General features: G+C 43.4%; 10 protein-coding genes. 1 reads left to right on the top strand and 9 read right to left on the bottom strand.

What is annotated here, in order from left to right; all coding sequences use genetic code 11:
• Window positions 1–71: 71 nt before the first annotated feature.
• Window positions 72–2,798, bottom strand: a complete 2,727-nt coding sequence (secA, locus tag OCV39_RS12180) for a preprotein translocase subunit SecA (protein ID WP_261888540.1) — start codon at window positions 2,796–2,798, stop codon at window positions 72–74.
• 332 nt (window positions 2,799–3,130) lie between these two features.
• On the opposite strand from secA, the gene OCV39_RS12185 reads away from it, so the two are divergent.
• A complete protein-coding gene (locus OCV39_RS12185; protein ID WP_017051067.1) occupies window positions 3,131–3,589 on the top strand; it encodes a DUF721 domain-containing protein in 459 nt (152 codons plus the stop codon).
• A gap of 85 nt (window positions 3,590–3,674) precedes the next feature.
• Here OCV39_RS12185 and lpxC read toward each other — a convergent pair whose 3' ends face one another.
• The 8 genes from lpxC to murD all read right to left on the bottom strand — a co-directional run bounded on the left by lpxC (window position 3,675) and on the right by murD (window position 13,264).
• On the bottom strand, window positions 3,675–4,592 hold the full coding sequence (gene lpxC, locus OCV39_RS12190; RefSeq protein WP_017051068.1) for a UDP-3-O-acyl-N-acetylglucosamine deacetylase: 918 nt from the start codon (window positions 4,590–4,592) through the stop codon (window positions 3,675–3,677).
• A 98-nt stretch (window positions 4,593–4,690) separates the two neighbouring features.
• Complete coding sequence (gene ftsZ, locus OCV39_RS12195) at window positions 4,691–5,911, bottom strand: cell division protein FtsZ (RefSeq protein ID WP_017051069.1); 1,221 nt, start codon at window positions 5,909–5,911, stop codon at window positions 4,691–4,693.
• 30 nt (window positions 5,912–5,941) lie between these two features.
• A complete protein-coding gene (ftsA, locus tag OCV39_RS12200; RefSeq protein WP_017051070.1) occupies window positions 5,942–7,213 on the bottom strand; it encodes a cell division protein FtsA in 1,272 nt (423 codons plus the stop codon).
• Entirely contained in the window at window positions 7,206–7,988 is a 783-nt protein-coding gene (locus OCV39_RS12205) for a cell division protein FtsQ/DivIB (RefSeq protein ID WP_261888541.1), read from the bottom strand. Before OCV39_RS12205 ends, ftsA begins: the two co-directional genes overlap by 8 nt.
• 188 nt (window positions 7,989–8,176) lie before the next feature.
• Window positions 8,177–9,640, bottom strand: coding sequence for a UDP-N-acetylmuramate--L-alanine ligase (gene murC / locus OCV39_RS12210; protein WP_261888542.1), 1,464 nt, complete (start codon window positions 9,638–9,640; stop codon window positions 8,177–8,179).
• A gap of 12 nt (window positions 9,641–9,652) precedes the next feature.
• Complete coding sequence (gene murG, locus OCV39_RS12215) at window positions 9,653–10,714, bottom strand: undecaprenyldiphospho-muramoylpentapeptide beta-N-acetylglucosaminyltransferase (RefSeq protein ID WP_261888543.1); 1,062 nt, start codon at window positions 10,712–10,714, stop codon at window positions 9,653–9,655.
• Window positions 10,701–11,882, bottom strand: a complete 1,182-nt coding sequence (ftsW, locus tag OCV39_RS12220; RefSeq protein WP_240697129.1) for a cell division protein FtsW — start codon at window positions 11,880–11,882, stop codon at window positions 10,701–10,703. The genes murG and ftsW overlap by 14 nt, the downstream gene beginning before the upstream one ends.
• Window positions 11,883–11,947: 65 nt before the next feature.
• Window positions 11,948–13,264, bottom strand: a complete 1,317-nt coding sequence (gene murD / locus OCV39_RS12225) for a UDP-N-acetylmuramoyl-L-alanine--D-glutamate ligase (protein WP_113799445.1) — start codon at window positions 13,262–13,264, stop codon at window positions 11,948–11,950.
• Window positions 13,265–13,279: the final 15 nt, after the last annotated feature.

Below are 13,279 nucleotides of genomic sequence, written 5' to 3' on the forward strand. Positions count from 1 at the left end.
ACATTCCTATGTTTTACCTACAAAAAGAGCCGCCTAAGCGACTCTTTTATTTATTAAAAACAGATCATGGATTATGCAATTTGACCATGACACTGTTTGTATTTCTTACCAGAGCCACATGGACATGGTTCATTACGACCTACTTTACGCTCTTCACGTACCATAGGTTGGTGACCTTCTTCCGTATGCTCTTCATCAGATAACTGGTTATCCGCATTTTTATGTTGGAATTGCTGACGACGTGCCGCTTCTTCTGCTTGCGCTCGACGTTGCTCTTCCATACGTTCAACTTCTTCTTGTTGTTGAACTCGAACTTTGCTCAAGATAGTGATCACATCAAGTTTTAGTGCTTCAAGAAGATCCTCAAACAACTCAAACGATTCACGCTTGTACTCTTGTTTTGGGTTCTTCTGAGCATAACCACGTAGGTGAATACCTTGACGTAAATGATCCATTGCCGCTAGGTGTTCTTTCCACAACGTATCAAGGGTTTGTAGCATCACTGATTTTTCAAAGTTACGTAAAACAGTTGCGCCAACAGTCTCTTCTTTAGCATGGTAAGTCTCAACTGCCGTGTTTAAGATCTTCTCACGTAATGCTTCTTCATAAAGTTTATCATCTTCATCTAGCCATGCCTGAATTGGCATCTCAAGATCGAAGTCATTCTTCATGCGCTCTTCAAGACCTGCAATATCCCACATATCATCTAGAGATTGAGGGGCAATGTACTCGTTGATTACGGTAGTGAAGACATCTTCGCGATTGTGTTCAATCATTTCGCTGATGTCATCAGCACTCATTAGTTCATCACGTAGCTCATAAACCACTTTACGTTGGTCATTGGCAACATCATCGTACTCAAGTAACTGTTTACGAATATCAAAGTTACGGCCTTCAACTTTACGTTGCGCTTTTTCAATAGAGCGAGACAACATGCGGCTTTCAATCGCTTCACCTTCATCCATACCACTTTGAATCAAACCAGCCATGCGCTCTGATGTGAAAATACGCAGCAGAGAATCTTCCATTGATAGATAGAAACGTGAAGAACCAGCATCACCTTGACGACCAGAACGACCACGAAGCTGGTTATCAATACGACGAGATTCATGACGTTCAGTACCAATGATGTGTAAACCACCAGATTCTAAAACTTTATCGTGAACAATTTTCCATGCGGTTTTAATTTCAGCGATTTGCTCTTTGCTTGGGTTGTCTAACTTCTCAACCTGAGCTTGCCAGCTACCACCTAGTACAATATCCGTACCACGACCAGCCATGTTAGTTGCGATAGTAACCGCGCTTGGCGTACCCGCTTGTGCAACGATCTCAGCTTCCATTTCGTGGAATTTAGCGTTAAGTACGTTATGTTTCACTTTCGCTTTTTTCAGTGCATTAGAAAGCAGTTCTGATTTTTCAATCGAAACCGTACCCACTAAGCTTGGTTGGCCTTTTTCAACGCGATCTTTAATATCTTCAATGATTGCGTTGAATTTATCCTCTTCAGTACGATACACCACATCCGGCATATCATCGCGAACCATAGGTTTGTTCGTTGGAATAACAACGGTTTCTAACCCATAGATAGATTGGAATTCAAAGGCTTCTGTATCCGCAGTACCCGTCATGCCCGACAGTTTTTCATACAGACGGAAGAAGTTTTGGAACGTAATTGATGCTAATGTTTGGTTTTCATTCTGAATCTTCACACCTTCTTTTGCTTCAACAGCTTGGTGTAAACCTTCAGACCAGCGACGACCAGGCATAGTACGACCTGTGTGCTCATCAACAATTACAATTTCGCCCTCTTCAGAGATGATGTAATCAACATCTTTCTCAAACAGTACGTGAGCACGTAGCGCAGCATTAACATGATGCAATAGGCTGATATTGGTTGGTGAATATAGAGTATCACCCTCTTCCATCAAACCATTTTTAACCATCAACTCTTCAACAAACTCTTGGCCTGTTTCAGTTAAGTACACCTGTTTAGATTTCTCATCCATGGTGTAGTGACCATCACCACGGTACTCTTCTGAATCCTCTTTTTCTTGTAATTCAAGATGAGGGATCAGGGTATTAATCTTAGTGTATAGCTCAGAGCTATCTTCAGCAGGACCAGAGATGATCAATGGTGTACGAGCTTCATCGATTAAAATCGAGTCAACTTCATCGACAACCGCGAAGAAACGCGCACGTTGAACTCGATCTTCATTGCGGAAAGCCATATTGTCACGCAAATAATCAAAACCGAATTCGTTGTTTGTTCCATAAAGAATATCAGCAAGGTACGCTTCTTTCTTTTCTGGTGGTGCCATATTTGGAACGTTAACACCAACGGTCATGCCTAAGAATTCAAATAGTGGGCGGTTCGTTTCCGCATCACGCTTCGCTAGGTAATCATTCACTGTAACGATATGCACACCTTTCCCAGGCAATGCATTTAGATATGCAGGTAATGTTGCGGTAAGTGTTTTACCTTCACCAGTACGCATTTCTGCAATCTGGCCATTGTTTAGTACCATGCCACCAATAAGCTGAACGTCGAAATGGCGCATGCCATAAACACGTTTTGATGCTTCACGCACCGTTGCGAAAGCTTCAGGAAGCAGGTTATCTAAGCTCTCACCTTTTTCTAGGCGAGCACGGAATTCTATCGTTTTCGCTTTAAGCTCTTCGTCAGATAATGCTTCAAACGTTGGCTCATAGTTATTAATTTCTTTTACGATTTTTCTAAGGCGGCGCAGTGTTCTGTCATTGCGACTGCCAATTACCTTTGTCAGTAACTTAGTAATCATTTGCTGTGGATCTCTCGTTCTTAGATCGTCTTCGATCTAGTATTAATGCCTTCAGTCTCTACCAGTTTTAAACTAAGGATACTGAGATAAATCATCTCTCACTGATATTGTGATACAGACTTTGATTTTCAAGGCTCATTCTGAATTTTGTACTCAGTAGTGTAAGTAATTTTGAGTTGAACAACCATCGCTAAACCCAATAGTTTGAAGCACTTTGTACTTTTATGCTCGATTGACGAATGAATAGACAAACTTTGATTGCAACAACAGTGTACCAACAAGCCTTCCTCGTCTAAACTGCACGTATATCTCTTCTATTTATGAGTAATTTCATGCGTGATCATCGGCCAACCCTTACTCAAACGCTCATTTCAGAATCTCGATTCAGCCAATTACAAGAGCATGCCGCCGAGATAATGACCATCAATAATGCCTTGCGTGATATTTTACCTAAAGGAACTGCAAACCAATGTAGGGCCGCAAACTTACGTGGCGGTAATCTTGTTATCGAAGTTGCGAGTGCATCGATAAAGATGAAGATAAACTACGATCGGCTGATGATTTTAAGTCAACTGAGAAATATGGGGTTTGCCAGACTAATTGGACTTGAAGTGAAAATAAACCCAGCACTTTATAGAACGATGCAGGAGAAGCATGAAAACAAGGAACCGTCTCGCCCACCTATTTCTGATGCGGCAGCAGGTTCTCTGTTAATGATCGCAGAAATGGCACCACCGAAAATAAAAGCTCGCCTTGAGAAAATTGCTCAAATGGCAGAAAAAAACAAATAGCCATGGAACGATTTTCGCTATAAAGATTCAGATACAAAAAAGCCAGGCTTCAACACCTGGCTTTTTTAAATTCAATTTGTGCTACTTACGCTAAAACCATATTAGGGTCTGCAAATGCAACTGGAGAACCAGCTTCTTCTTCAAAAGTAGCCCATTCCCAAGCTTCTTGGTCAGCAAGCACAGCTCTTAATAATTGGTTATTCAAACCATGCCCTGATTTATAAGCTCGGAACTCACCAATAATAGCGTGTCCACACATGTATAAATCACCGATAGCATCTAGAACTTTATGAGTAACGAATTCATTTTCGTAACGAAGACCTTCTTCATTCAAAATTCGATATTCATCTAGAACAATCGCACAATCAAAGCTGCCACCTAAACATAGGTTCTGTGATTGTAAGTACTCAATATCACGCATAAAACCAAATGTACGAGCACGAGAAATCTCTTTAACAAAACCTTGAGAAGAGAAGTCAAACAACATGCGTTGTTCGTCTGATTCAATCGCAGGGTGATTAAAGTCGATTTCAAAATCCATTCGGAAGCCATTAAATGGAACAAATTCAGCCCATTTGTCACCGTCTTCAAAACGTACCGGCTTTTTAATTCGAATGAATCGCTTTGGAGTATTGAGCGTTTGAACTCCAGCTTGTTGTAACAAGTAAACAAACGGACTTGCACTGCCATCCATGATTGGAATTTCAGGTGCATCAACCTCAATAATGATGTTATCGATACCCATACCAGCAAGTGCAGCACTAAGGTGCTCTACCGTGGAAATGCGTACGCCTTCATCATTAACTAATGCTGTACATAGCATAGTGTCACGAACTGACGCCGGATCTGCTGGAAAATCAACAGGCGGATTTAGGTCAGTACGACGATAAATGATACCCGTATTTGCAGCAGCAGGGCGAAGAGTAAGTGTCACTTTACGACCGGAATGGAGACCCACACCGATTGTTGTCACTATTTCTTTCAGAGTACGTTGTCTGATCATCTGCTTGCCTCTTTGTCAGTGCTACAATCACGATCGGTTAGCTAACCGACCGCGAATGCTACCATAATTTTGAACAGTGTCAAATTAATGGTTACTAATTAGTCAGCCTGACGACGTAAAAATGCTGGGATATCTAAGTATCCACTCTCTTTTTCAGCCTTTGGTGCTGCGCTTTGACCCGCACTCACTGAAGGTTGACTCATATTTGGCGATGTCGGCTGTGGTTTTACCTCTACTTTTTCTTGCAAAGGTTGTGCCGGTTTTTCTTCTACTTTCGCAGCTTGTTGTACTGGCGCTTGCGGTTGTGACACTGCTGCCACTTTCGCTTTTCCACCCGCAACTAATGTGATATCAGGTTTTTTTTCTGTACCGATACCCGTTGCAACAACAGTAACGCGAATTTCATCTGTCATATCTGGGTCTAGAGAAGTACCGATAACCACCGTTGCGTTATCCGATGCAAATGCTTTCACTGTGTTACCCACAGTTTCAAATTCATCTAAACGCATGTCTAAACCAGCGGTAATGTTAACTAGTACGCCACGAGCACCAGCTAAATCAATATCTTCTAGTAATGGGCTTGAGATTGCAGTTTCTGCGGCTTCTTCTGCGCGATCTTCACCACGAGAAATACCACTACCCATCATTGCGTGGCCCATTTCCGACATCACTGTACGAACATCCGCGAAATCGACGTTGATCATACCAGGACGCGTAATAAGCTCCGCAATACCTTGAACCGCATTTTTAAGTACATCATTGGCACTTGCAAATGCTTCAAGTAGCGTCACGCCACGACCAAGAACTTTAAGCAACTTCTCATTTGGAATAGTAATCAAAGAGTCAACATGCTTAGACAGTTCTTCAATACCTTGCTCTGCAAAGGCTAAACGTTTCTTGCCTTCAAAGCTGAAAGGTTTAGTCACAACGGCAACCGTTAAGATATTTAGCTCTTTTGCCACTTCAGCAATAACAGGAGCAGCACCAGTACCAGTACCACCACCCATACCAGCGGCTATAAATACCATATCGGCCCCAGTCAGAATTTCTTTAATTCTATCTCGGTCTTCAAGAGCTGCATCACGTCCAACTTGCGGGTTTGCACCAGCACCTAAGCCTTTAGTGATGTCGCCACCAATTTGGATAACGCTATTTACGCTTGTTTTACGCAGTGCTTGCGCATCTGTGTTTACACTGATGAACTCAACGCCTTCAATAGACTCTCGCACCATGTGTTCTACAGCATTACCGCCGCCACCACCAACTCCAACGACTTTGATTACTGCATCGTCTGACATTTCCATCATCGGTTCAAACATGTGTTGTCTCCGTTTTCCCTGCAACTCAGGTTAAAACTCATTTTGTATCCAGTTACGCAACTTGCCGAATATTCCTGACACTGACGATACAGAAGAGCGCTTAGGCTCACTATATTCACCATCATCATTGATCTGACTATCTTTTGCATAATGAAGTAAGCCAACAGCCGTAGAATGATACGGCTCTTTAACGTAATCGGTTAAACCACTAACTTCTAGAGGTTTACCTACTCTAACTTGATTGCGGAATACGCGTTCTGCACACTCCACCAATCCTTCAATTTGTGCTGCGCCACCCGTTAAGACGACACCAGCAGCTAAATGGTGCTTAATACCATCTTCGCGCAATTTAACTTGAACAGTATCAATCGTCTGATTAACCAAGCCCATTAACTCAGTGTAACGAGGCTCAATAACTTCTGATAATGTCTGTCTTTGCAAGCTACGAGAAGGACGTCCACCAACGCTTGGGACGTTAACGGTGTCATCTTTACTCACTAATTCGCTTAATGCGCAGCCGTATTTAACTTTAATCTCTTCAGCATCACTGACAGGGGTGCCAAACGCAAATGCAATGTCACTTGTGACCGCATTACCAGCGTAAGAAAAAACTTCAGTATGCCTTAATGCACCACCAGTCCAAATAGACACATCCATTGTACCAGCGCCAATATCGACAACACAGACACCCAGCTCTCGCTCATCTTCGGTAATAACGGCATTACTTGAGGCCAAACCGGAGAACACTAGCTGTTCAACTTTTAGTCCACAACGTTCCACTGCTTTAATAATGTTCCGCGCCATATCATTATGGCAGGAAATAAGATGAACACTCACTTCCATACGGACACCAGACAAACCAAGCGGGTTTTTAATTCCCTCTTGGTAGTCAATCGTAAATTCTTGGGGAATAACGTGCAGGATACGCAGTTCTTCCCCAATTTTGATTGACTTGGCAGTATGTATGGCGCGATCCATATCATCCTGAGAAACTTCCTCATCAGATATGGTCCCCATCCCTTTCTCGATACGGCTTGCAATATGCTTACCCGACAAGGAGATAAATACATTACTAATTTGGCATTCTGCCATTAACTCTGCTTGGTCGACCGCTCTTTGTACCGATTTAACAACGGATTCAAGATCGTTAACGCCGCCTTTATCCATCCCTCGAGAAGGACTACTTCCTGCACCAATGATGTTTATTTGACCATCAGGTAGGACTTCACCAACTAGAGCCGAAACACTTGCAGTGCCTATATCAAGACCAACAATAATGTTGTCATCTGTGGTCTTAGTCATCTGTACTCTCTTGTTCTAAGTCTTGCTTAGGAAACCAACCAACGGCAGCTCCCGTATCATACCTAAGATCGATATAGCTCACTTGTTCAGCTTTTGCGCCTAATTCATTATAAAGTGAGATAAATCGCTCAATACGTTCTGATAACGACTCTTTGCCTAATTCAAGACGAATGCCATTATCTAAAATAATTTGCCACGCTCTACGCTCATTCAACACAAGAGAGGTAATTGCTAACCCTAAATTTTGAAAGCGAGGGTTATTCTCTTGCCAAATATTCAATACTTGCTGGCTTGTACCGTCAGGTCCATAAAGCTTAACTCGCTCACCTTTCAGCTGGCCCACATCACCATTAAATACATCACCAGATTCATTTAACAGCTCATTGCCATTCCAGATAGCAGAAGCGTGATATTCCGTTAAAAATACTTTCACTGTGTCAGGCCATTGCTTACGAATGGATACCTGTGACACCCATGGAATAGCCTGAACACTCGATTGCAATGCATCAATATCTTGGGACATAAAGGTGCCAATATGCTCCAACTGAGCAAAAGCACGCTGTACATCGTGTGCCGTTACGTAACTCAAATCACCTTGCAATACTATTTTTGAGAGTGGGAGTCGTTGATCATCCCACATCCAACTTAATGTTGAATAAAGAAGAGAGCCAATTAATAGTAAAACCGCCAGCAAAAAGGTCGCGCCAAAAGCGTGCTCTTTTACTAGTGGGTAATTGGATACTGAACGGCCTTCACTTAAAGCACTTTCTACCAAAGTCCGCGATCCCTTTTCTTAGCTTGCAATTCTATTCCCTATCGTTTCGTAATAGAGGTAAAAGCACTTACTTTAACCTTGGGATTATACTGAGCTTATTCAAACTATCAAACATTGATAGTAAGAATTTCAAGCTCAATCTAATCAATTTCTCAATCTGGGGACTCAAACACGCATTGTGCAGGATCTCACGACACTTGCTGCATTCTATTAATATTTAACTCAATAGCCGCCAGCTGTTTTGCTACTTTACCAACATCACCCGCACCTTGAGTCAACACTAGATCACCATCTTGGAGCACATTAGCCAGCACGGAAGGCAGAGTTTGAGCGTCTGGAACGAAAATAGGATCGATCTTTCCGCGGCTACGAATGGTCCGACACAAAGCTCGACCATCTGCGCCTGCAATCGGTTTTTCACCCGCAGCATAAACATCTAGCATGATTAATACGTCCACTTGCTCAAGTACATTAGCAAAATCATCGTATAAATCACGTGTACGACTGTAACGATGAGGTTGGAAAATCATCACCAATCGATTCTCTTTCCAGCCAGAACGCGCAGCTTGAATCGTAACATCAACTTCTGTTGGGTGATGTCCGTAATCATCGACAAGCATAGCAACACCATTACCAGTATCGAATTCACCTAAGTGGTCAAAGCGACGTCCTGTTCCTTGGGTTCCTGCCATTGCCGCTAAAATAGCCTCATCAGAGATGTCATCTTCCGTTGCTACCGCAATTGCCGCAGATGCGTTGAGTGCGTTATGACGGCCTGGGATATTCAAGGTGATATCTAAGTTAGCTTTGCCTTCGCGTACAACAGTGAACTTACCTTGTTGTCCATCTTGATGATAATTTTCAATTCGAACATCAGCATCGTTAGAGAAACCATAAGTGATCACTTGACGGCTAATACGAGGAATTAACTCACGCACAACATCATCGTCAACGCAAACAATCGCTTGTCCATAAAAGGGTAAGTTATGCAAGAAATCGACAAATGTCTGTTTCAATACTTCAAAATCGCCGCCATACGTTTCCATATGATCCGCTTCGATGTTGGTGACAATACTGACCATAGGCTGTAAATGTAAGAACGAAGCGTCGCTCTCATCCGCTTCAGCAATTAAAATGCGGCTTGAACCTAGCCGAGCATTAGTGCCTGCACTTTTTACTAAACCGCCATTTACAAATGTTGGATCTAAGCCTGCTTCAGAATAGATCTGAGTCACTAAGGCTGTTGTTGTCGTTTTACCATGAGTTCCGGCAACTGCGATACCATGTCGAAAACGCATCAATTCAGCCAACATTTCTGCACGGCGAACAACTGGAATTCTCAACTCACGTGCGGCAACGAGTTCAGGGTTTTCTTCATTAATCGCAGTTGAAACAACAACCACGCTCGCACTTTCTACGTTACTGGCTTGATGACCAAAAAATACGGTTGCACCTTTGCTAGTCAATCGCTCTGTGACTGGGTTTTCTGAAAGATCAGAACCTGTAATTTGATAACCTTCATTTAACAGTACTTCCGCAATACCACTCATTCCAGCCCCGCCAATCCCTACAAAGTGGATAGACTTAACACGACGCATTTCTGGCACCATGGCACGAATTTGAGCAAGGTTTTGAGTATGTTCAATCGTCATTTTCAATTCTCATTATTCAGTTAAGGCAATAATAGCCTTGGCAACAGTCATGTCAGCATCAAGCTTGGCAGCTTTACGCGCTTGTTTTGCCATTGCAAGTAATTCTGTTCGAGTTAAAGCTTGGATATTGCTGGTTAACTTAGCAACGCTCAGATCAGGTTGCTCTATCATTTCAGCCGCACCACACTCAACTAAATGGTCTGCATTAAGTGCCTGTTGGCGGTCTTTATGCATAAATGGGATAAATACCGCCCCAATACCTGCCGCAGAGACCTCAGAAACCGTCAATGCACCCGAGCGACAAACCAATAAATCGGCCCACGCATAAGCTTGAGCAACATCATCGATAAATTCTACCACCTCAACATTGTCGGTCATCTCTTGAGGGTATGCCTTAAGGACTTCCTCGCGGTTATTTCTTCCAGCTTGGTGGATAACCGTGTAGCCATTACCTAACGCTTTCAGTGCATCAGGCATTGTTCTATTTAAAATTTGAGCGCCTTGGCTGCCTCCCATCACTAAAATACGAATGTCACCTTCGCGTGACGTCATTCGAATTTCAGGGTCAGGTAACTCAGCGACATCTTGACGAACTGGGTTGCCGACCACTTCTGCGTGTGGAAATGCGCCAGGAAATGCTTGGAATACTTTTTTGGCAATTTTAGAGAGCCATTGGTTGGTTAACCCTGCGACAGCATTCTGCTCATGCAAGACAACGGGAATACCCAGCAACCATGCCGCAATGCCACCCGGTCCGCTTACGTATCCACCCATCCCAAGTACGACATCAGGTTGCCAGTTCTTCATATGACGTCGCGCTTGGATAACGGCATTAATGATCTGGAATGGTGCTTTAACTAATTTAGCCAAGCCCTGTCCACGTAGACCTTTTACCTTAATAAAATCAATGTCTATGCCATGTTTAGGAACTAACTCAGCTTCCATACGATCCGCCGTGCCTAACCAGCGGATTTCCCAGCCTTGTTGCTGAAGCTTTTTGGCAACAGCAAGGCCAGGGAAAACATGACCACCTGTGCCACCAGCCATAACTAATAAACGTTTATTTTTTTTCATCGTTTTCTGTTCTGCTAAAGTCTTGTTCTGCTGAATCTGCTAAAGGCGTGCTTTTTTTCTGCACCCTACATTCGTGATCTATTCTCAAGAGTATGGATACCGCCGTCGACATAACAATCAAGCTCGACCCACCATAACTGATCAGTGGCAAGGTTAAGCCTTTGGTCGGAACAATACCCGCTGCGGCCCCTACATTAACTAATGTTTGGAAGGCAAACCAGATCCCAATACCAAATGCGAGATAGCCACCAAATTGTTGTTTGCTTTCGAACGCTCGCTTACCAATAAAGACCGCTTTTAACACCAGGCTAAAGATAAGGATCAACACTAAAGTTACGCCAATAAAGCCTAACTCTTCCGCCAACACGGCAAATACAAAGTCGGTATGAGCCTCTGGTAAGTACTCCAATTTTTGGATGGAATTACCTAACCCTTGACCAAACCACTCTCCTCGACCAAAAGCCATCAATGACTGAGTCAACTGATAACCGCTACCAAATGGGTCTTCCCACGGGTCCAAAAATGATGTCACTCGTCGAATTCGATAAGGCTCTAAGGCTATCAGTCCAATGACCGCGATGATCCCTACCACCACGAGTCCAATAAATTGAGTGAGCTTAGCGCCGGCAATGAACAGCATTCCAAATAGGGTGACCAGCATAACGACTACGGTACCCAAGTCTGGCTGCCCAAGTAGAAGCGCGGCTAATAATCCGAAAACAAGAATCGGCTTCATAAATCCGCCAAAAAAGGTTTCCCTTACTTCTGCCTGTTTACGAACCAAATATCCCGCCATAAAAATAAACAGCGAGAGTTTCGCGACCTCTGCAGGCTGTAAATTGAACAGACCGAGAGGGATCCAGCGTGAGGCTCCGTTCACGGATTTTCCCGCCACTAATACCACGACCAGTAAAAAGAACGAGAGTGCTAACAAATAGGAGCTGTACTGCATCCAACGTTTCAATGGAATCTGCAGTATCACACTTGATGTTATGAGCGCTAAACCGAGGAAAACAGCATGACGAAACATGAAGTGAAAGGGTTGATCCGTCAGTCGTGAGCTAATAGGGAATGAAGCCGATGTCACCATCACTAACCCCGTAAGCATTAGACCAAGAGCAATCCAAACCAATTGACGATCAAACAGCGCATCGGGGGTTGGCGTCATGAACCAATCTTGCCACTTATCTTTACACTGCTTCACACTGATCAAGTTCATCGCCTTACTACTGATTAAGCGTATTGTTGAGCAAGAGCAGTGAAGGCATCACCTCTCGCCATGAAGTTTTTAAACTGATCGAAGCTAGCACAAGCAGGCGATAACATCACCATGTCGCCTTCAACCAACAGATCTTCAATCGATCTAATGATATCGTGCATTGAATCATATTTTTTTGCGGATGTGTGAAGGGGCATAAACTCATCGGCATCTTCACCAAAACAACATAATTGAATCGGTAATGTTTTCAACACTGGAGACAACTCAGAGAAATCAGCGCCTTTACCCACACCGCCCACCAACAAATACAGCGTCCCTTGGCAATCCAAACCAGAAAGCGCAGCTAATGTACTCGCAACATTGGTCGCTTTAGAGTCGTTGACCCACTTAATTCCACGATGATTGGCCACCACTTGGCAACGATGAGTGAGACCGTTGTATTCCTTCAATGCTGGTAACGTGCTGAATAAGTCGATGCCAACCTGTTTCAATAAGGCTAAAGCCACCAAAGCATTGGCAACATTATGTCGCCCAACAAGAGTAAGCTCATCAACCGCAAGCAGTGCTTGTCCGTTGTCTGCCAAATACTCTTTTCCATCTTTAACCATCAAGCCGAAATCTTGATCATCAAAACCAAATGATTTGATGTTCCCAGTAAAATGATCGGCGGTGGTTTGAACGTCTTCACGATTAATAATCGCGGTTTCAGCGTTATTGAAAATGCGCAATTTGGCTTGACGATACGACCCCATGCCATCATAGCGATCCATATGATCTTCAGATAAATTGAGGAAGGCTGCCGCGGTAAGTTTTAGACTACTGGTTGTCTCTAATTGAAAGCTCGATAACTCTAAGACATACAAGTCGGCATCTTGATTTAACAAGTCTAGAGCAGGCACACCAATATTCCCGCCAACACCCACGTTTAGGCCTGAAGCACTTGCCATAACACCCGTCAAATCCGTTACTGTGCTTTTACCATTTGAGCCTGTGATCGCAATAACCGGCTTTTTCACCGCCCATGCAAACAGCTCAATATCACCAATAACAGGTATACCTTGCTGTAATACAGATTGAATTTCTGGTGTTGCGAGTGCAATACCTGGGTTTGCAACAACGAGGTCGGCTTCTGCTAACCAAGCGGTATTCCAACTGCCAGAGTGAAGTTCAACGTCTTGAGGGAGTTGCTCTTTACTTGGCGGACTCATACGAGTGTCAATCACTCGAAGTGACAATTGCGGCTGCGTTTTCTTCAGATGTTGAACCACTGAAAGCCCTGTAATCCCGAGCCCTACAACCACCACATTATGAATACCTTGCCAATGAGCCATGTCGATACCACTTCT

It is taken from the genome of Vibrio cortegadensis, assembly GCF_024347395.1.
GTDB lineage: Bacteria > Pseudomonadota > Gammaproteobacteria > Enterobacterales > Vibrionaceae > Vibrio > Vibrio cortegadensis.